Source organism: Cytobacillus oceanisediminis 2691, assembly GCF_007678455.1.
GTDB classification, from domain to species: Bacteria; Bacillota; Bacilli; order Bacillales; family Cytobacillaceae; genus Mesobacillus; species Mesobacillus oceanisediminis_A.
Genome location: NZ_VEEP01000003.1, coordinates 475,415 through 496,167, shown reverse-complemented (window position 1 = coordinate 496,167; position 20,753 = coordinate 475,415). Strand labels below are relative to the sequence as shown.

General features: G+C 45.6%; 19 protein-coding genes. 18 read left to right on the top strand and 1 reads right to left on the bottom strand.

Annotation, left to right across the window (positions count from 1 at the left end):
• Nucleotides 1–75: 75 nt before the first annotated feature.
• The 3 genes from paaX to FS736_RS08975 all read left to right on the top strand — a co-directional run bounded on the left by paaX (nt 76) and on the right by FS736_RS08975 (nt 3,248).
• The gene (gene paaX / locus FS736_RS08985) at nt 76–951 is read left to right on the top strand and encodes a phenylacetic acid degradation operon negative regulatory protein PaaX (RefSeq protein WP_144476029.1); all 876 of its coding nucleotides are present in this window, start codon (nt 76–78) and stop codon (nt 949–951) included.
• Nucleotides 952–1,470: 519 nt separating this feature from the next.
• Nucleotides 1,471–2,514 (top strand): DmpA family aminopeptidase, encoded by a 1,044-nt coding sequence (locus FS736_RS08980; protein ID WP_186326735.1) that lies wholly within the window; start codon nt 1,471–1,473, stop codon nt 2,512–2,514.
• 59 nt (nt 2,515–2,573) lie between these two features.
• Nucleotides 2,574–3,248 (top strand): NAD(P)H-dependent oxidoreductase, encoded by a 675-nt coding sequence (locus tag FS736_RS08975; RefSeq protein WP_144476027.1) that lies wholly within the window; start codon nt 2,574–2,576, stop codon nt 3,246–3,248.
• Nucleotides 3,249–3,288: 40 nt separating this feature from the next.
• Here FS736_RS08975 and FS736_RS08970 read toward each other — a convergent pair whose 3' ends face one another.
• A complete protein-coding gene (locus tag FS736_RS08970; RefSeq protein WP_144476026.1) occupies nt 3,289–3,810 on the bottom strand; it encodes a gamma carbonic anhydrase family protein in 522 nt (173 codons plus the stop codon).
• Between the two features lie 74 nt (nt 3,811–3,884).
• On the opposite strand from FS736_RS08970, the gene FS736_RS08965 reads away from it, so the two are divergent.
• From FS736_RS08965 to FS736_RS08895, 15 genes are all read left to right on the top strand, one after another.
• On the top strand, nt 3,885–4,832 hold the full coding sequence (locus tag FS736_RS08965; protein ID WP_144476025.1) for an NAD(P)H-dependent flavin oxidoreductase: 948 nt from the start codon (nt 3,885–3,887) through the stop codon (nt 4,830–4,832).
• 681 nt (nt 4,833–5,513) lie between these two features.
• Nucleotides 5,514–6,512: an ABC transporter substrate-binding protein gene (locus tag FS736_RS08960; protein ID WP_144476024.1), complete on the top strand. Its 999-nt coding sequence runs from the start codon at nt 5,514–5,516 to the stop codon at nt 6,510–6,512.
• Nucleotides 6,513–6,530: 18 nt separating this feature from the next.
• Nucleotides 6,531–7,562, top strand: coding sequence for an ABC transporter permease (locus tag FS736_RS08955; protein WP_144476023.1), 1,032 nt, complete (start codon nt 6,531–6,533; stop codon nt 7,560–7,562).
• The gene (locus FS736_RS08950; protein ID WP_144476022.1) at nt 7,537–8,331 is read left to right on the top strand and encodes an ABC transporter ATP-binding protein; all 795 of its coding nucleotides are present in this window, start codon (nt 7,537–7,539) and stop codon (nt 8,329–8,331) included. The genes FS736_RS08955 and FS736_RS08950 overlap by 26 nt, the downstream gene beginning before the upstream one ends.
• 191 nt (nt 8,332–8,522) lie before the next feature.
• On the top strand, nt 8,523–8,912 hold the full coding sequence (locus FS736_RS08945) for a thioesterase family protein (RefSeq protein ID WP_144476088.1): 390 nt from the start codon (nt 8,523–8,525) through the stop codon (nt 8,910–8,912).
• 62 nt (nt 8,913–8,974) lie between these two features.
• Nucleotides 8,975–10,081 carry a Leu/Phe/Val dehydrogenase gene (locus tag FS736_RS08940; protein ID WP_144476021.1) on the top strand — a complete coding sequence of 369 codons (1,107 nt, stop codon included), beginning with the start codon at nt 8,975–8,977 and terminating at the stop codon, nt 10,079–10,081.
• Between the two features lie 69 nt (nt 10,082–10,150).
• Nucleotides 10,151–11,218 carry a pyruvate dehydrogenase (acetyl-transferring) E1 component subunit alpha gene (pdhA, locus tag FS736_RS08935; protein ID WP_144476020.1) on the top strand — a complete coding sequence of 356 codons (1,068 nt, stop codon included), beginning with the start codon at nt 10,151–10,153 and terminating at the stop codon, nt 11,216–11,218.
• Nucleotides 11,218–12,213: an alpha-ketoacid dehydrogenase subunit beta gene (locus tag FS736_RS08930; RefSeq protein WP_144476019.1), complete on the top strand. Its 996-nt coding sequence runs from the start codon at nt 11,218–11,220 to the stop codon at nt 12,211–12,213. The genes pdhA and FS736_RS08930 overlap by 1 nt, the downstream gene beginning before the upstream one ends.
• Nucleotides 12,214–12,224: 11 nt before the next feature.
• Nucleotides 12,225–13,652: a dihydrolipoamide acetyltransferase family protein gene (locus tag FS736_RS08925; protein WP_144476018.1), complete on the top strand. Its 1,428-nt coding sequence runs from the start codon at nt 12,225–12,227 to the stop codon at nt 13,650–13,652.
• A 120-nt stretch (nt 13,653–13,772) separates the two neighbouring features.
• Nucleotides 13,773–14,891, top strand: coding sequence for a 4-hydroxyphenylpyruvate dioxygenase (gene hppD, locus FS736_RS08920; RefSeq protein ID WP_395883507.1), 1,119 nt, complete (start codon nt 13,773–13,775; stop codon nt 14,889–14,891).
• A gap of 70 nt (nt 14,892–14,961) precedes the next feature.
• The gene (hisC, locus tag FS736_RS08915; RefSeq protein WP_260983565.1) at nt 14,962–16,053 is read left to right on the top strand and encodes a histidinol-phosphate transaminase; all 1,092 of its coding nucleotides are present in this window, start codon (nt 14,962–14,964) and stop codon (nt 16,051–16,053) included.
• A gap of 3 nt (nt 16,054–16,056) precedes the next feature.
• Entirely contained in the window at nt 16,057–16,668 is a 612-nt protein-coding gene (locus FS736_RS08910) for a flavin reductase family protein (protein ID WP_144476016.1), read from the top strand.
• 8 nt (nt 16,669–16,676) lie between these two features.
• Complete coding sequence (locus FS736_RS08905) at nt 16,677–17,600, top strand: fumarylacetoacetate hydrolase family protein (RefSeq protein ID WP_144476015.1); 924 nt, start codon at nt 16,677–16,679, stop codon at nt 17,598–17,600.
• A 15-nt stretch (nt 17,601–17,615) separates the two neighbouring features.
• On the top strand, nt 17,616–18,773 hold the full coding sequence (locus FS736_RS08900) for a homogentisate 1,2-dioxygenase (RefSeq protein WP_144476014.1): 1,158 nt from the start codon (nt 17,616–17,618) through the stop codon (nt 18,771–18,773).
• A gap of 323 nt (nt 18,774–19,096) precedes the next feature.
• Nucleotides 19,097–20,704, top strand: a complete 1,608-nt coding sequence (locus FS736_RS08895; RefSeq protein WP_395883511.1) for a ribonuclease J — start codon at nt 19,097–19,099, stop codon at nt 20,702–20,704.
• Nucleotides 20,705–20,753: the final 49 nt, after the last annotated feature.

Sequence of the window (20,753 nt, the reverse complement as noted above, 5' to 3'; positions counted from 1 at the left end):
ATAGTGATTATACTGTAAAATGTTTTATAACGGTTTTATAACGACTATTAAAAATGAATGAGGATGACAGAAAATTTGAATACACGATCAATGATTTTCACCCTGTATGGAGACTATATTTCCCACTATGGCAGCAAGATTTGGATCGGCAGTTTGATAAGGTTGCTAAATGAATTTGGACACAATGACCAGTCGGTGAGGGCTGCAATTTCCCGCATGAATAAGCAGGGGTGGGTGCAGGCTGAGAAAATCGGGAACAAAAGTTATTACTCGCTGACACCGCGCGGCCAGAAAAGAATCGATGAAGCAGGTAAGCGTATTTTCAAATTGAAGCCAGAAGAATGGGACGGCAAATGGAGAATCCTTATGTATACGATTCCCGAGGAAATCCGCAACGTCCGGGACGAGCTGCGCAAGGAACTGATCTGGAGCGGCTTTGGTTCGATGTCGAACAGCTTCTGGATCTCGGCAAACAATCTTGAAAGACAGGTCAAGGACTTAATTGAGAAATACGAAATAGAACAATATGTTGATTTCTTCGTTGCCGAGTATAAAGGACCCCATGAAAACCAGCGACTGGTGGAAAAGAGCTGGGACCTTGTTGAAATAAACGCAAAGTACCAGGAATTCATCAGTGAATACAGCCAAAAATACATCATCGATAAAAACAAGATTCAAAAAGGCAGCATGACCGACGCTGAATGCTTCGTTGAACGGACCAAGCTGGTCCATGAATACCGGAAATTCCTCTTCTTTGATCCAGGACTACCTGAAGAACTTCTGCCGGAAAAATGGCTCGGCAGCCATGCAGCAGCTTTGTTCAGTGAATACTATAAAGAACTCGCAGAACCAGCATCCCGCTTCTTTGAATCTGTTTTTAAAGATGGCAATGAAATCAAGCATAAAGACGTTGACTACAATGTCATGGACCACCCGTATATCTTAGAGTAGTTTTTCAAGCCATCCTTGACCATTCCTGGATGGCTTTCTTTAAGTCGCTAAGTTCGGACAGGTTTCGGGAGGAAAAGCGAAAAGTTGTCCGAAGTGGCCGCGAGTTCGGACAGGTTTAATGGAAGAAGGAGAAAAGCTGTCCGAAGTAGTTTCAGATTCGGACAGGTTTAGTGGATGAAGAAGAAAAGCAGTCCGAAGTAGCTACAGGTTCGGACAGGTTTCAGGAGAAAAAGCGAAAAGCAGTCCGAAGCAGCCCCGGGTTCGGACAGGTTTAGAGGAAGAAGGAGAAAAGCTGTCCGAAGCAGCCCCGGGTTCGGACAGGTTTAGGGGAAGAAGGAGAAAAGCTGTCCGAAATAGCCTCGGGTTCGGACAGGTTTCAGGAGGAAAAGCGAAAAGCAGTCCGAAGTAGCCCCGGGTTCGGACAGGTTTCAAGAAACCCAGCAGGAGAATGTCCGAAGCAATTCTCGCTTTCCACCAGAAGAAGACGCAACTGGTTTTCAACAAATAGAATCTAGGAGAATGAACATGAAAATAAGAGACAGAGGCATTGTTATTGGCAGGATGTCCCCTGCAGCCAACAATTGTATAACCGATGTTCCTGGAGTAATGGTGGGCCATGTGACACTGGATGAACCACTGGATGATAAAGGTGAGGAGTATGCCTGTACCGGTGTGACGGCGATTCTGCCGCACGGCGGAAATTTGTTCAGAGAGAAAGTTACGGCTGCCAGCTATGTCCTTAACGGTTTTGGCAAAACGACGGGGCTTGTCCAGCTAAATGAACTTGGAACAATCGAGTCGCCCATAATGCTGACGAATACGTTTGCGGTACCGGCAGTCACTCAGGGTACTCTGGAATACATGCTTGCTGAAAATGAAGAGATTGGCGAGACGACCGGTACGATTAATATTGTGGTGGGTGAATGTAATGACAGCTATTTAAACTCGATCCGCCTTTTCCCGGTACAATCTCACCATGCAATACAAGCAATAAAGAAGGCTTCAACGACTCCTGCCGCAGAGGGTGCCGTTGGAGCAGGGAAAGGGATGGTTTGCTTCGGTCATAAAGGCGGAATAGGAACGGCTTCAAGGGTGACTGATCATACCGGTGCTTATACGGTTGGCTGCCTGGTGCTCAGTAATTTTGGTAAAAAAGAAGAGTTCATGGCAGTAAAGTATGGTATTGAGGAAATAAAAACAGGATTATCCGAAACGGCAGATGGCTCCATCATCATCATCCTGGCAACCAATGCCCCGTTAAGTGACCGCCAGCTGCTGCGGCTGGCAAAAAGATGCGGAATTGGTCTTGGCCGGACCGGGAGTCATTTTAGCCATGGAAGCGGGGATATTGTGATTGCTTTTTCAACTGCCAATAACACAACGCATCATTCAGAAGAATTTCTTTGCACAAGCAGCCAGATAAGGGATGACCATCCGTTGATGAACGAGCTTTTCACGGCTGCAGCTGAAGCAACCGAGGAAGCCATTCTGAACTCACTCTCGCAGGCTGAATCCACCAAAGGGAGAAAAGGGAGAGTAATTGAGGCGTATCCTTTTTTGTAGGAAATTTATAAAGAAATATGATAAGTTTAAAAAAACAAAACTTGGAAGGAGAGATACATATGCAAGACAAAGAGGCTTTGAAGCAGGAGATTCTCGACGCTTTCAATTTCAGGCATGCCACAAAGCAATTTGATCCAGCCAAAAAGATTCCAGAGGAAGACTTCCGGTTTATCCTCGAGACTGGACAATTATCCCCAAGTTCTTTTGGATTTGAGCCATGGCGATTTCTTGTTGTCCAGAGTGAGGAGTTGCGCGAGAAAGTTAAAAATACCGCTTGGGGAGCGTTTGGCAAGCTTCCGGAGGCAAGCCATTTTGTGATTATCCTTGCGAGGACGAAAGTTGATACAAAATATGACTCAGAATACCTGCAGGATCATTTCAGAAATAAGAAAAAGATGCCTGATGAATTCATGGCCAATTACCTGAAGCGAATCGAGGAATTCCAAAAGTCTGATTTTAAATTGCTTGATGGTGATCGTCCGCTTTTTGATTGGGCATGCAGGCAAACTTATATTGCCCTGGCCAATATGATGACAGCTTCGGCGCAAATTGGCATTGATTCCTGTCCAATTGAAGGTTTTAATTTTGAAAAAATGAACAAGCTGCTGGAACAAGAAGGGTTGCTTGAAGATGGTCACTTTGGCATTTCCGTTATGTGTGCGTTTGGTTATCGTGTGAATGAGCCAAAGCCGAAAACGAGAAGACCACTGGATGATATCGTTAAGTGGGTTTAATATGAAAACGAAAGCCTGGCCAATGCCAGGCTTTTTCCAATTACTTTGATTCTTTAAGTGTTTCACGGTACTCCTTGCCCTTTTGGACATATGTATCGATGGAAAGCTGAATCAGTTCCAAATCTTTTTCGCCGATTTCCCGAACTACTTTACCAGGTGCACCCACTACCAGAGAGCGTGGCGGAATCTTCTTCCCGGCAGGGATCAAGGTGTTGGCCCCGATGATGCATTCCTCTCCGATTTCCGCTCCATCAAGGATCGTGGATCCCATTCCGATAATACATCTTTTCCTGATGGTACAGCCATGAAGGATTGCATTATGGCCAACAGTCACCTCGTCTTCTATGACAAGTGGCGAGCCTTCATACAGATGGCAGGTTACATTGTCCTGGATACTGCAGCTTTCGCCTATTGTAATCGTATCTTCATCTCCCCGCAAAACTGCATTGAACCAGACGCTCGAATTTTTTCCAATCTTGACGTCTCCGATAATATAGCTTCCCGGTGCCTGGAATACCGTTTGATGAACTGCCGGCTTTTTCTCTAAATAAGATAAAATCACGATAGCCACTCCTTTTCTTAATTGTCTTAATTTTAAAATTAGTATAACATTAATAATACGAAGGGGGAATTTTTGTGAATGGAATCACTTCTGTTCTGGGCATAAAATATCCAATCATCCAGGGTGGAATGGGGAACATCAGCAATGCAATTTTGACAGCGGCCGTTTCAGAGGCTGGAGGATTAGGAACCATTGGAGCCGGTACAATGACTGCTGAAGAAGTGGAACATATTATTATGGAAACCAATAAAAGGACCAAAAAGCCTTTTGCGGTGAATATTGCTTTAAGTGTTTCACCCAATGTGGTGGATATCCTCAAGCTGGCAGTCAAACAAGGGGTGAAGGTCGTCACTTTATCAGCAGGCAATCCTGCGCCTTTCATTCCCAAGCTGAAAGAAGCTGGGATCAAAGTCATAACCGTTGTTGCATCCGTTAAACAGGCGAAAAAAGCAGAAGCTGCAGGAGCAGATGTTTTAGTGGCAGAAGGATTTGAGGCAGCTGGGATCAACTCGAATCTCGAAACTACAACTTTGGCGCTCATTCCGCAGATTGTCGCCCAGGTAAACATTCCTGTTGTAGCAGCTGGCGGTATTGGGGACGGAAAAGGGCTGGCGGCCATGCTTGCACTGGGAGCAAGCGGTGTCCAAATGGGGACCCGTTTTATCGCTACTGAGGAAGCTCCATTTCATGAAGTTTATAAACAAAAGCTATTGCAGGCAAACGATCATGAAACAGTTATCGTTGGCAGGTCTGTTGGAAAAATAAGAAGACTGCTGAATACCTCTTATGCAGGAAAATTGCTGGAAGCGGAAAAACAGGGAATCACACCCGATGAGTTTGCAGAACTGACGACAGAGGACATACATAAAAAAGGCGCACTGGAAGGAAACGAAGAAACCGGGTTCATGAATGGCGGCCAGGTTTCAGGGTTGATTACTGACATTCCAACCGTACAGGAATTGCTTGAGCGGATGGTAATGGAAGCAAAAGAACGATTGAAGATCGCAGAGGCTTTATTATAATTCTAAGAGGCATGCTTCTAAAAGGAGGCATGCTTTTTCTTATAATAAAGGCTCCGTAAAATCCAATGTAATTTTTACACCTGTTGATTGTAGTGGAAGGCGCGCAGACTCCTGCGGGCCCAGCTAGTCAGGTGAGACCTAGGTGAAATGATTCACGTGAGGAATCATTTGCACCCCCCAGGAGTGAAGCGACGAGGAGGCTCAGCGCCAGCCCCAAGGAAGAATTGCTTATGAAAAAGACGGCAGTTGGTCTTTTTCATATTCTTCCAGCGGAAAGCGAAGCGCCTGGAACGAAAATCAACAGTTTAATTTAAGGAGCCTAAAGAAAAATTTAAATTAATCAGAAAAAATAATAAATACGTCTTTACTTTTATGCATAAAAGCGGTAAAGTAACCGAAAGAACTTTATTATACTTGGAGAATATTTAGCTCCTAATCAAGAGGGTGGAAAAAAAGTAAAGCGAAATCTCAACATACTAAATTTTCGGAATATTATTGACACTATAATGGGCTGGTGTTAATATAACGTTATATTTACGGTGTCTATAGTAAATATCATACTTTTTGGAATCGCTTTCAAAAAGTTCCAAGTCAAATTAAAAATGGTGCGTTCCGGCTGTCTAAAAGTATTAAACATACATAAATCAAAGCCGGTTTATAAAAAAATCAAGGGGGATTAACATGAAAAAATCAGTAAAAGCTATTTCTCTTGTACTAGCCAGTGCTTTGCTATTGGCTGGCTGTGGAGGAAAAGAATCATCAAATGGTTCAGCAGAAAAAGATCAATACAAAATCGGTTTGACCCAATTCGCGGAGCATCCATCACTAGATGCGGCGACAGAAGGCTTTAAAAAGGCCCTCGAGGAAAAAGGCTTTAAGGAAGGTGAAAATGTAACATATGACTTCCAGAACGCACAAGCTGACATGAACAATACAGCAACGATTGCCAACAACTTTGTCGGCGACAAGGTTGATCTGATCTTTGCTAACGCAACTCCGAGCGCTGTAGCAGCACTTAATGCAACAAAGGATATACCAATCATTTTTACATCTGTGACAGATCCTGTGGGAGCGGGACTTGTAGAAGCATTCGACAAGCCTGGCGACAATATCACTGGTACGACTGATAACCATCCAGATGCGACGAAAAAAACCATCGACTTCATGACAAATGAAATCGGAGCCAAGAAAATCGGTGTGATCTACAATGCTGGTGAACAGAACTCCGAAGTTCAGCTGAAGGAAGTGAAGAAGCTTGCAGAAGCAAATGGAGCGAAAGTAGTGGAAGCTTCCATTTCAACATCTGCCGAAGTCAAGCAGGCAGCTGAGTCTCTCGTAGGCCGTGTTGATGCGATCTACGTGCCAACGGACAACACTGTCGTATCTGCACTTGAATCAGTAATCTCTGTAGCAAACGGAAAGAAGATCCCATTGTTTGTTGGGGAACTTGATTCAATGAAACGCGGTGCAGTAGCAGCCAGCGGTTTCAACTACTATGACATCGGCTACCAATCAGGTCTAATGGCAGCAAAAATTTTATCAGGCGACAAGAAAGCATCTGAAATCCCTGTAGAACTTCCAGAATCTCTGACACTGACAATCAATAAAAAAGCTGCAGAAGCACAAGGTGTTGAGGTCAAGGAAGAATGGGGAGACAACGCTGAGTTTTACGAAGAATAAGAGGAAGGATGATTCAACTTGTTTACTTCAATATTTGGAGCATTTGAGTCAGGCATTATTTATGCAATCATGGCTCTGGGCGTATACTTATCCTTTCGGGTTTTGGATTTTCCGGATTTGACGGTCGACGGCAGCTTCGTAACTGGAGCTGCGGTTGCCGCGATTATGATCGTGAATGGCGCAAATCCATTTGCCGCGACAATGGTGGCACTTGTTGCGGGATTCATTGCAGGGTGCCTGACCGGTGTGATTCATACTGTCGGTAAAGTGAATGCTTTATTATCAGGGATCCTGATGATGATTGCCTTATATTCTATCAATCTGAGGATTATGGGCAAGTCGAATGTGCCGCTATTGAACACCGATACTGCAATGACCTCTGTGAGGGACTTTTTTGAGAAAACAGGAATCGATGGCTTCTTTAATAGCATGCTGACAGCTGTAGGACTGGGAGATAGCCTCCCGCGTACATGGGGAATTCTGATGTTCATGATTTTTGTGACCTTTGCGATCAAGTTCCTGACAGACGCATTCCTTAAAACCGAAATCGGACTTGCAATCAGGGCAACAGGTGACAATAAAAGAATGATCCGCAGTTTTTCTTCCAATACCAATCTGATGATCATCCTCGGCCTGGGACTTTCGAATGCGATGGTAGCATTTTCTGGTGCACTCATTGCCCAGCAGGGTGGATTCGCGGACGTAGGCATGGGAATCGGGATGATCATCATCGGGCTTGCTTCCGTCATTATTGGTGAAGCGCTGTTCGGAACAAAATCAATTGCCAGGACAACATTCGCTGTTATTGGCGGTTCGATTATATACCGTATCGTGGTTACACTGGCCCTAAGGGTAGAGTTCCTTGAACCAGGTGACATGAAACTGATTACAGCAGTGATTGTCATCCTTGCTCTGACTGCTCCGAAGATGATTGAAAGCTACAAAGAGAAAAATAGGAAGGTCAAAAGACAGCTTGAGAACATGAAGATGGTAGCTGTTCCTTCTGAAGGAAAGGGTGAGGCTGGTGCTGCACTTAAATCAGATTCATAGAGTATTCAACGAAGGCACTCCAGATGAGAAGATAGCCCTGGATAATATCAATCTCACATTGAAAAAAGGTGATTTCGTTACAGTTATCGGCAGTAACGGTGCCGGGAAGTCTACCTTGATGAACATCATTTCGGGGGTGATGATTCCTGACCATGGAAAAGTGGAATTGGATGGGAAGGATGTTACCTATATGTCTGAGTACAACCGGTCCAAAATGATCGGGCGTGTCTTCCAGGATCCAATGGCCGGTACGGCTCCTAGCATGACAATCGAGGAAAACCTGGCGATTGCTTACTCAAGGAACAAGCGACGTACTCTTGGCCCTGGGGTGACAAAAAAACGCCGGGAGCTTTTCAAGGAAGTATTGGAGTCCTTGCACTTAGGGCTTGAAAACCGGTTGAATGCCAAAGTCGGATTACTGTCAGGCGGGGAGCGCCAGGCGTTATCCCTGCTGATGGCTACATTCACCGAGCCATCCATCCTCTTATTGGATGAACACACTGCAGCACTTGATCCTTCACGTGCTGAGCTTATCACAAATCTGACAAAAGAAATCGTTGATAAGTACCACCTGACAACGCTGATGGTAACCCATAATATGCAGCAGGCACTCGACCTCGGCAACAGGCTGATCATGATGGATAAAGGACAAATCATCCTCGAAGTCAATGAAGAACAAAAAGCCAAGCTGACAATTGAAGACCTGCTGAATGAATTCCAGCGAATCCGCGGAACGAAGATGGCAAGTGACAGGGCGCTGCTCAGCTAAAAAATCAACCAGCTACGGAAATAGCTGGTTGATTTTTTTTATGGTTAAAAAGAAGAATGAAAAATTATATCAGAATATTTTTAAGAAAATACCAAAATTTCTTACAATTTATTGACCATTTATTTAACGGAATGTTATGATAACGTTAAATAAACGTTATACATATTTGCAACTTGGAAAGGTGGGATATGATGCGAGATGGCTTAAAAGCAGGGCACACGGCCTCCATCGAAGTCATTGTTACACCAGATATGTTTGCCCGCTTTGAAGGAAAGCTCGTCCATCCAGTATACTCCACGGTATCGATGGTGTATCACATGGAGTGGGCTTCGAGACAAATTATACTTCCCTTTTTAGAAGATGATGAAGAGGGAATGGGTGGTGCAGTGACCGTCAAGCATATTGCTCCTTGTATTGAAGGAGCTAAAGTGGTCATTACAGCGACCGTCACAGATCTGCAGGATAATTCCATCCTTACCAATGTCCGGGCAGAAACCAATGGGCGTTTGGTTGGTGTTGGGGAAGTTAAACAAGTAGTCCTTCCCAAGGCAAGGATAACTGAATTATTGACAGGCAGCTAAAAATTTTCGCGCAAAAATGTAAGCGCTAACATGGTTTAACGGAATAAAGGGGGAAAGAAAAAATGGATATGTTTGAACAAATTCGTGAACACGAGCAGGTCGTGTTTTGTAATGATGAAGCAACGGGGTTAAAGGCGATTATCGCGATTCATAGTACACGGTTGGGACCAGCATTGGGAGGCTGCCGCATGTACCCTTATAAGTCAGTCGATGATGCACTTGAAGATGTACTCCGGCTTTCAAAAGGGATGACTTATAAATGCGCAGCTGCCGATGTAGATTTCGGAGGGGGAAAAGCAGTCATTATCGGTGATCCGACGAAGGATAAGAGCCCAGAATTGTTCAGGGCATTTGGCCAGTTCGTTGAGTCGATCCAAGGACGTTTTTATACAGGAACAGACATGGGGACCGACCCGGAGGATTTTGTCCACGCATTGAAGGAAACGAATTGTATCGTTGGCGTTGATGAAGTATATGGCGGCAGCGGTGATTCTTCTGTGCCGACTGCGCAGGGGGTCATCTTTGGATTGCAGGCAACTAGCAAAGCTCTGTGGGACACGGATGATCTCTCTGGCAAATCCTATGCCATCCAGGGTCTGGGCAAGGTTGGCTACAAGGTAGCAGAATATCTGCTGGAAAATGGTGCAGGCCTGTATGTAACAGATATTAATCAAAAAGCGATCGACCAGATAGTCCAGAAAGCGAAGGAAATGGGAGCAGGGATCAAGGTTGTGGGCAGTGATGAAATTTATTCACAGCCTGCCGATATCTTCATTCCATGTGCTATGGGGGGAATCATCAATGATGACACTATACCTCAGCTGCAGGTAAAAGCGGTGGTCGGCTCTGCCAATAATCAGCTCAAGGAAGAACGCCATGGCCATGCCCTCCAGGAAAAAGGAATTCTGTATGCACCTGATTATATTGTCAATGCCGGCGGTTTGATCCAGGTGGCGGATGAGCTTTATTCACCGAACAAAGAGCGCGTCCTTAAAAAGACAAAAGCAATCTATAATTCTCTTTTGAATGTATATAGCCATGCAGAACGAGAAGGAATCACCACAATGGAAGCAGCAAATAAATTCTGTGAAAACCGGATAGAAGCTAGGACCAGAAGGAACAGCTTCTTCTCTCATATGAAACGTCCTAAATGGGCTGTGAGAATGTAATAGAATCTTAGAAATTAAGTTTGTTTGCTATAAAAAATTCAGTGCGATTTTAAAAAAAAGGGTGAGCACATGGATAAGGATTTTCCAACTTTACAAGTGATGGACCAAAACGGAAACATTGTGTCCGAGGAATATAAAAATTTGGTGACTGAAGATCGAGCGAAGCAGTTCTATGCGGAAATGGTAAGAATCCGGACGCTGGACAGAAAATCAGTAAGCCTGCAGCGCCAGGGAAGGATCGGGACATATGCTCCATTCGAAGGCCAGGAGGCTTCCCAGGTTGGAACCGCTCTTGCGCTTGGAAGTGATGATTGGATGTTCCCGACTTACCGCGACCATGGTGCGGCAATGGTGTTCGGCCATTCACTGCGGAATATCCTGCTGTTTTGGAATGGGCGAAACGAAGGCTGTGTCCCGCCGGATGGGAAAAAGATATTCCCGCCGGCTATACCGATTGCGACCCAAATCCCTCATGCTGCTGGAGCAGCGTTCGCTGAAAAACAAAAAGGCACAAAGAATGCAGCAATTTGTTATTTCGGTGATGGAGCCACGTCTGAAGGAGATTTTCATGAAGGGCTGAATTTTGCCAGCGTTTTTAAATCTCCGGTCGTTTATTTCTGCCAGAACAACCAGTATGCGATTTCAGTGCCAATCAGCAAGCAGATGAATTCGGCCACGATTGCGCAAAAAGCGCTGGCCTATGATATGCCTGGAGTGAGGGTGGATGGCAATGATGTTTTTGCCGTATTTCTCGAAACTGAAAAGGCACTTGAACGAGCACGCAATGGCGAAGGGCCAACATTGATTGAGGCGATGACATGGCGCTATGGTTCCCATACAACAGCAGATGACGCTTCCAAATACCGTGACCAGAATGAAAGTGTAATGAAGCGGATGGAAACAGACCCGCTGCTCAGGCTGGAACGCTGGCTGAAGAATGAAGAACTTTATGATGAAGCATGGGCAAAAGAAATCGAAGAGCAGGCTGCTGCAGAAATTGATGCAGCAGTGAAGGAAATGGAGAGTTTCCCAGCTGCAGATCCGTCAGTGATCTTTGATTATGTTTTTGAAAAGCCAACATGGACAATCGAGAAACAAAAGCGGAAGTACCTTGAATTGATCGGGGGTGAGGCTTGATGGAAACTGCAGTTCAGACCAAGACCTTGACGCTGGTCCAGGCGATTACCGATGGGCTGGATACGATGCTGGCAGAAAAGAATGAGGTCATACTCCTTGGTGAAGACATTGGTAAAAACGGAGGAGTATTCCGTGCGACTGATGGCCTTCAGGAGAAATATGGCGAGGAACGTGTGATTGATACACCACTAAGTGAAGCAGGTTTTGTCGGTGCTGCCATTGGAATGGCGGCGAATGGTTTCAGGCCTGTGGTGGAAATCCAGTTCCTGGGATTCATTTATCCAGCATACGAACAAATCATGACACATGCATCTAGACTGAGAATGCGCACTATGGGCCATTATACAGTGCCGATGGTCATTCGCGCTCCTTATGGCGCAGGTGTCCGTGCTCCTGAGATTCATTGTGACAGCACGGAATCAATTTTCACCCACATGCCAGGTATCAAGGTAGTTTGCCCATCCAATCCATATGACGCAAAAGGGTTGATGATTGCCGCGATTGAAGATCCGGATCCTGTTCTTTTTTTGGAGCCGATGCGCAGCTATCGATCATCCCGCGATGAAGTACCTGACGGGAAATATACTGTCGAAATTGGCAAAGGCAAGAAGCTGACTGAAGGCGAGGACGTGACGGTTATTTCCTGGGGCGCGATGGTTCCTGTAGCCATGAAGGCTGTAGAAGAGATGAAGGATAAGGGAGTGCAATGCGAGCTCCTCGACCTCAGGACACTATATCCAATTGATAAAGACCTTGTCATCGAATCGGTCCAGAAAACGGGACGCACCGTCATTGTCCATGAAGCACATGAAACAGGCGGCACGGGAAGTGATTTGATCTCATTGATCAATGATGAAGCATTTCTTTATCAAAAAGCGCCGGCTGAAAGAGTAACAGGCTTTGATACGCCAGTTCCATACTTTGGATTCGAAAACCACTATCTGCCGACCCCGAAAAGAGTCGCAGCAGCAATCGAGAAAGTGATGAAGTTTTAGGAGGCTTGCCGATGGTTGAAGTGAAACTCCACGACATTGGAGAAGGGATGACCGAAGCGGACATTAATTGTTACCTGGTGAAGCCTGGCGACTTAGTCAAGGCCGATGATCCGTTGGTGGAAGTCCAGACCGACAAGATGACCGCTGAGATTCCGGCACCCTGTTCCGGTGTTGTAAAAGAATTATTATTGAAACAAGGACAAACGGTAAAAGTAGGGACGTCACTGTTGATTATTGAAGACCAATCCGGATTGGGAGCAAATGTTGGGCTGCAAAAAGTCAGGGAAGCTGGGGATGAGGAAACAAAGCCTGCAGAAGCAGTAGAAGTTCTTGGCAGACCTGCAGAGCCTGCTGTACCCGTTGGTGTCAGTGTTCGTCTTGGAAGGATTCTTGCTTCTCCATATACAAGGAAAATCGCCCGGGAAAATGGTGTGAATATTATGGAGGTCATAGGTACTGGACCGGCTGGGCGGATCACAGACCAGGATGTATTAGCTTTTGCCAGTTTACGAGACAGCAAGCCTGTGAATGGTTCGGAAGCTGGTTCCGAACTGCAGGTTGCGAAGGTTTCACAATCTGGTTCCGAACAGGTGGCTCCGAGTGTTTCAGAAGCAGGTTCCGAAAGACGGGCTGTGAAGTTTTCGGAAGGTAGTTCTGAAGAAACCGGCAGAGGCCATTCTGAACACCTGGCTGTGACTGAAAGAGCATATACCGAAGATGTACAGAATGATACTGCGGAAACTTCCGGAGATATCCTGCCCTTCCGGGGACGCAGAAAGCAGATTGCCAAAAAGATGGTTCAGTCTCTGTATACCATTCCGCATTGCACCCATTTCGAGGAAGTGGATGTCAGTGAACTGATTGCATTAAGGGAAGAGATCAAGGCATCAGGAAATTCCATCTCAGCGACTGCCTTCTTTATAAAAGCCCTTTCGATCGGGCTGAAAGAATTTCCGGTGTTCAATGCAAAGCTGGATGAAGAAAATGAAAGCATCCAGCTGCTTCGTGAACATCATATCGGGATTGCCGTGGACACTCCAGAAGGACTGATTGTCCCGGTCATCAGGAATGTCGAGAAGAAGAACCTGAAACAAATTCATGAAGAGATGAAGCAGCTGACAAAGCTTGCCCTGAATGACAAGCTCAAGGTCAAAGATATCTCAGACGGTACATTCACGGTGAGCAATGTTGGACCTCTCGGCGGCAGCATCGGCGCAACCCCAATCATCCAGCACCCGCAGACAGCGCTTGTTTCTTTCCATAAAACAAAGAAACGTCCCGTCGTGACGGAACAAGATGAAATTGCGATCCGATCGATCATGAATCTGTCGATGGCTTTTGACCACCGGGTAGCCGATGGTGCAACAGCAGTAGCATTTACAAACCGCTTCGCCCAGTTAATCGAGAATCCGAAGATGATGCTTCTTGAATTGAAGTAATCCAATCAGAATTCTTCACCACATAAAAGCATTATAGCTTTACATCGTGCTCTTGAGAGAGCAGATAGAATTACTATAAAATTATTTTAAATATTTTAAATATTTTTAACAGGAGGTTTTATGATGCAAGAGAAGGTAATGGTATCTGGCCAGACAACAGAAGATTTTTTTCCGGTACAGGATGTAGATTATTTGGAACTCTATGTAGGCAATGCCAAGCAGGCCTCACATTTTTTCCAGACAGCTTTTGGCTTTAAAGTAGTCGCTTATTCAGGACTTGAAACAGGTAACCGGGAAACGACGTCCTATGTGCTGCAACAGCGCAAAATCCGTCTTGTGGTAACTGGAACTTATAATGACTCATCCCGTGTAGCACAGTTTGTGAAAACGCACGGAGATGGCGTGAAGGATATCGCACTGGCAGTGGATGATGTCGAGAAGGCCTACGAGGGAGCGGTCAGCCGCGGAGCAATCGAAATCCAGCCGCCGCATGAGGTCTCGGATGAAAATGGTGTCTTGAAAAAGGCGGTCATCGGTACATACGGTGATACCATCCATACACTGGTTGAGCGGAAGAATTATAAAGGTCTTTTCATGCCAGGATTTGTTGAACATACAACAACAGTTCCGGTCAATGAAGCAGGTTTCATCGGCATCGACCATGTTGTCGGCAATGTTGAGAGAATGGAAGAATGGGTGAATTATTACGCGAACGTCATGGGCTTCAAGGAAATGAAGCACTTCACAGATAAGGACATTGTGACTGAGTATTCAGCGCTAATGTCCAAGGTTATGCATAATGGAGGCCGGATTAAATTCCCGATTAATGAGCCGGCTGAAGGAAAGCGCAAATCACAGATCCAGGAATACCTTGAATTTTACAATGGTCCTGGCGTCCAGCACCTTGCGATTTTAACAGAAGACATTGTCAGCACGGTATCACAATTGCGTGAAAACGGCGTTGAGTTCCTAAACACTCCTGATTCTTACTATGAAATGCTGTCAGAGCGTGTTGGTGAAATTGACGAAGAAATCGAGAAGCTGAAAGAGCTTAGTATTTTAGTAGACCGTGATGATGAGGGCTATCTGCTGCAAATCTTCACAAAGCCAATCGTCGACCGCCCAACTCTTTTCATCGAAATCATCCAGCGTAAAGGCGCGAGAGGGTTTGGAGAAGGCAACTTCAAGGCACTATTCGAATCGATTGAACGTGAACAGGAACGACGCGGCAACCTATAAAGACCGGGATAAAAGGGGGCGGATTGCTCCCTTTTGTCATAAACGGCGAATTGAAAAATGGGGGATGAACATGAAGGTAAATGCTAGAGCAGAACTTGAAGGGATCACACCATATGCCCTCGGCCAGACAATTGAGGAAATCAAAGAACAATACAAGCTTACAACAGTAAGGAAACTATCTGATAACGAAAATGTTTATGGGACTTCACCAAAGGTGCGAGAAGCGATCCTGCAGGCATCTGGGAATCTGGCATTTTATCCAGACGGAATGACTTCAGGCATCACCGAAAAGCTGTCAGCACATTATGGATTGGAACCGGAGCACTTTCTGGTTTCTAATGGATCAGAGGAAATCATCCGGCTGCTGACACGAGCCTATATCGATAAAAATGATGAAGCGGTTATGGCAGAAGTAACGTTTCCACGCTATAAAACGAATGTCCTTATAGAAGGCGGAAAAGCGGTCACTGTTCCGATGATTGAAGGACGGCATGACCTGAATGCAATGCTTGAAGCCATCACTGAAAAAACGAAGCTGGTATTTGTCTGCAATCCAAACAATCCGACAGGTACGATTGTTGCGAAACAGGAGCTGCTTTCTTTTATCGGCAATGTGCCATCAAAAGTACTGGTCGTAATGGATGAAGCATACTTTGAATACACCGATTCCGAGGACTTTCTGGATTCGATGCCTCTGCTTGATCAATATGAAAATCTCGCCATCTTAAGGACCTTTTCGAAAATCTATGGTCTTGCTAGCCTGAGGATAGGCTATGGAATCATGCATCCGGAAATCGCAAAAGAGCTTCATAAAGTCAGGGATGTATTCAATGTGAACCAGCTGGCGCAGGCTGCGGCCATGGCAGCAATTGGGGATCAGGACTTCGTAAAGGATTGCGCAGCAAAAAATAGTGCAGAACGGGAATTCCTCCGTAAAAAGTTCAGGGAGTTGGAGATTCAGAGTTTCCCTTCACAATCCAATTTCCTTTTTGCTTACACGAACACTCCCGTCATCCAGACACTGACAGAGAACGGTGTCCTTGTCCGCCAGATGAAGCTTCCTGGCTATAAGGAAGCGTTCAGGATCACACTTGGCACCCGTGAGGATCATGAATTCATCCTGCACGTCGTCAGCCAGCATTTTCACGAAAGGGCGGTGTAGGAGTTGGAAATCAAAACAGACAGTCTCGAATGGAAAGACGCATATAAACTTTTGCAGGGTTCGGTGCTGCCTCGCCCAATCGCATTCGTCTCAAGCCAGGATGAAAACGGAACTACCAATCTGGCGCCTTTCAGTTTTTTCACCGTCATCAGCGCCAATCCGATGATGGTCTGCTTTTCTCCGATGAGGCGAGGGACGGATGGAGCGAAGAAGGATACATTGAACAATATTGAAGCAACGAAACAGTTTGTCATCAATATTGTCAGTAAGGATTTCATCCAACAAATGAATGATTGCGCAACTGAATTCCCATCTGATGTTGATGAGTTTGAGGCCTCTGGTCTGACAAAGACAGAAAGTGCCGTTGTTAAACCCCCGAGGGTCCGGGAGTCCAGGGTACACCTTGAGTGTGAACTTGATCAGGTCCTCCATTTCGGGCAGGACGAAGCTGGTGCCGGCAGCCTTGTAATTGGAAAAGTCGTTCATGTACATGTCGACGATGATTTATATGAAAATGGCAGGATCAATTCAGAAAAGCTGAACCCGGTCGGCAGGCTGGCTGGCGCAACGTACACGCTGCCGCTTGCCAGGACCTTTGAGCTGCAAAGGAAATAGGTGATGACATGAAATTCATAACGTTTTTGAAAAAAGATGGTTCCATCCGTGCCGGCTGGATTAATTCACGCAATGAAGCCGTGGATATGCATGAAGCAACCAATGGGCATTTGCCGGAAAATATGCTGTCATTCCTTGATAATCATGAAGAACATTTGGAATATATCAAACAGGATCAAGCACTATTGGACAGCGAAACGGGAACATATCTGCTGAAAGAAGTCAGGTTGAAAGCGCCGCTGCATAACCCGAAGAGCGTCCGTGATTTCTACGCCTTTGAACAGCATGTAAAAACTGCCCGGGAGAACCGAGGACTTGAGATGATTCCGGAATGGTATGAGATCCCCGTTTTTTATTTTACCAACCATCTCGCAATCAAGGATCCTGAAGAAGAAATCAGGCGGCCGCGCACATGCGAGTGGCTGGATTACGAGCTTGAAATCGCCTGTGTCATCGGAAAAGAAGGCCGCAACATAAAAGCCGAAGATGCCGAACAGCATATTTTTGGTTTTATGGTCATGAATGACTGGAGTGCGCGAGACCTTCAGAGGAAGGAAATGAAGGTCGGACTTGGTCCGGCAAAAGGAAAGGATTTTGCCACATCCTTCGGTCCATATCTAGTTACAAAGGATGAGCTGGAATCACGTAAAGCCGGCAAAGGATATGACCTGCAAATGAAAGCAAGAGTGAATGGCAGAGAGCTCTCTTCTGGCAATATGAAGGATCTTTATTATTCCTTTGGAGAGATGATTGAACGTGCTTCGGCGGGGACGACGCTGTACCCGGGTGAAGTGATTGGCTCAGGCACTGTCGGAACAGGCTGCATACTCGAGCTTGGCAGTGACGTGCACCGCTGGCTGGAGCCTGGCGATGAAGTCGAACTTGAGATTGAGGGACTGGGTGCCCTTAAAAATAAAATTATTGAAGACTAGAAAGAAGGTGGATTCATGTACTACCGTCAGATGGGAGAAATCCCGAAGAAACGCCATACCATTTTTAAAAAAGAGGATGGTTCGCTATTCCGTGAGCAGGTAATGGGAACAAAGGGCTTTTCCGGTACTCAGTCGATCCTTTATCACCACCATATGCCGACTGAAGTAGTAAAAAGCGAATTGATCGGCAGTTATTTGCCTGAATATGAGGAGCAGGGATCGCTGAATCACAGGCATTTTCTGACTGATCAGATTACGGCAAAAGGTGACGCCCTCAGCGGAAGAGAATATATACTTGGCAATGACGATCTGCTCATTGGTTTTGCCAGTATTGATGAACCAATGAAACAATTTTACCGAAATGGCGATGGAGATGAAATGTTCTTTTTCCACCATGGATCAGGTAAGATTGAAACGATGTTTGGGACTTTGAATTATCAGCCGGGAGATTATGTAGTGATTCCGATTGGCACGATTTACAGGGTGGTGCCTGACGGTTTAGAAATGACGAAAGCGCTTATTGTGGAATCGTTCAGCCAGATTACGACACCGCGCCGATATCGCAACGAATATGGCCAGCTGCTTGAACACAGCCCATTCTGCGAGCGTGATATCCGCGGACCAGAGACATTGGAAACGGTCTCTGAAAAAGGGGAACACGAGGTTATTACAAAGACGCGCGGGCATCTTCACCGCCATGTGCTGAACCATCATCCGCTTGATGTCGTCGGCTGGGATGGATATCTGTATCCGTGGGCCTTCAATATCGAGGACTTCGAGCCGATCACTGGCCGTATCCACCAGCCGCCTCCGGTCCATCAGACATTCGAAGGACATAACTATGTAGTTTGTTCGTTTGTGCCGAGGCTTTACGATTACCATCCTGAAGCGATTCCGGCGCCTTACTACCATAGCAACGTCAACAGTGATGAACTGTTGTACTATGTAGAAGGAAATTTCATGAGCCGGAAAGGCATCAAGGAAGGTTCGATCACTTTGCACCCAAGCGGAATCCCGCATGGTCCGCATCCGGGTAAGACTGAAGCAAGCATCGGCAAGAAAGAGACACTTGAGCTTGCCGTCATGATTGATACCTTCCGCCCGCTGAAGACCGTTAAAAAAGCTAAAGATATTGAAGATGATCAGTATATGTATACATGGATTGAGAAATAGGAAAAAAGGCTAATTCGCTGGCAGGTGGATTGGCCTTTTTATATGATTATAAATTTGGAAAAAATGCGCGCTTTTTTCCAAGTCGCCAATAAATTTAATTTATCGCCAAAAAAAATTGTGAACTCCGCCAATAAAATGAGTTTTTCGCTTATAAGCATATTCACCCCATGGAAAAGGGTATAGAAAAGATAGGCTTTTCCTCTTCAAGACGAAATAATCGGAAAAACAATGGGCAATACTATCAAAATCGATTACGTTTAGGAGGATATAATGTGACTTTATCTATCTTTGCCCTGGGCGGCATCAATGAAATCGGCAAAAATATGTATGTTGTCCAGTATGAGGACGATATTTTTGTGATTGATTGCGGAGGCAAGTTTCCTGATGAGAGTTTGCTCGGAATAGATTTGATCATCCCTGAAATGACCTTTCTGGAGGAAAATCGGGAAAAAATCCGCGGGTTGATTGTGACTCATGGACATGAGGATCATATTGGCGGTGTTCCTTATTTTTTCAAAAAGCTTAAGACGCCTGTATATGCGACAGATTTCACGCTTGGATTAATCGAGTTGAAACTGAGTGAGCACAAGCTATTAAGAGGTACGGAACTGAAGAAAATCAATTCAGATTCAGAACTGGATTTCGGCAAGGTCAAGGTTTCCTTTTTCAAAGTGAGCCACAGCATACCGGATTGCCTCGGGATTGTTTTCCAAACTCCTGAAGGGAATGTCGTCCATACAGGAGACTTCAAATTCGACCTTACCCCTGCGAATGATGAACAATCGGAAATCCATAAAATGGCGAGGATCGGGACAGATGGTGTTTTGGCCTTGCTTTCTGAGAGCACAAATGCAGAACGGACAGGATTGACACCATCTGAACGGATGGTTGCCGGCCATTTGGAAGAGGCGTTCATGAAGGCGGAAGGCAAAATTTTTGTTTCTACTTTCGCCTCGAATGTGAACAGGGTACAGCAGGTTGTCGAAGCAGCAATCAAAACAGACAGGAAGCTTGTCTTGCTTGGCAGGAGCATGGTGAATGTTGTGGATGTTGCGATAGAACGAGGATACTTGAATGTCCCGGAAGGAATGCTGATACAGCCGCAAGCTGTCGACCAGTTGGACCCGGGCAAGGTGGCCATTCTTTGTACAGGCAGCCAGGGGGAACCGATGGCGGCACTATCCCGGCTCTCCACAGGAAATTACCGTGATGTCAACATATACCCAGGAGATACGGTCATCATGGCGGCATCCCCGATTCCAGGGAATGAAAAAGATGTATCGAAGATCATCGACAATTTATTCAGGCTCGGTGCGAAAGTCATTTACGGCTCAGGCAGTACAACGGGCATGCATGTTTCAGGGCATGGCTATCAGGAAGACCTCAAGCTGATGCTTACATTGATGAAACCGAAATATTTTATCCCGATTCATGGAGAATACCGGATGCTTCACCATCACCGTTTATTGGCAGAATCGGTGGGAGTGGAACAAGGGCATACGTTCATTATCAAAAATGGGGATATCGTTGACATTGAAAATGGTGAAGCACGCCAGACGCGGAATATTCCGGCTGGTGATACCTATGTGGATGGTGTCAGTGTCGGGGATGTTGGCGAAATCGTGCTCAGGGACCGCAAGCAGCTTTCCGAGGATGGCATGCTGGTGATTGTCCTGACTTTGAGCAAGGCCGAACGGAAAATAATCTCGGGGCCTGATACCATTTCGCGAGGCTTTGTGTTTGTGAAAAACTCGGAGGACCTGATGCGTGATGTGAATAATCTCGTTACGAAGACTGTAACTGAACTGCAGGAGGATAATGTTCACCGCTGGAATGTCATCAAGCAGGGAATCAAAAAGGCGGTTGGCCAGCATATTTTCCAGCAGACAAGAAGGAAGCCGATGATCCTGCCGATTATCATTGAAATCTAACCAGGTACTGATCAAGTATCTGGTTTTTTGGTTGACATAACACTATATG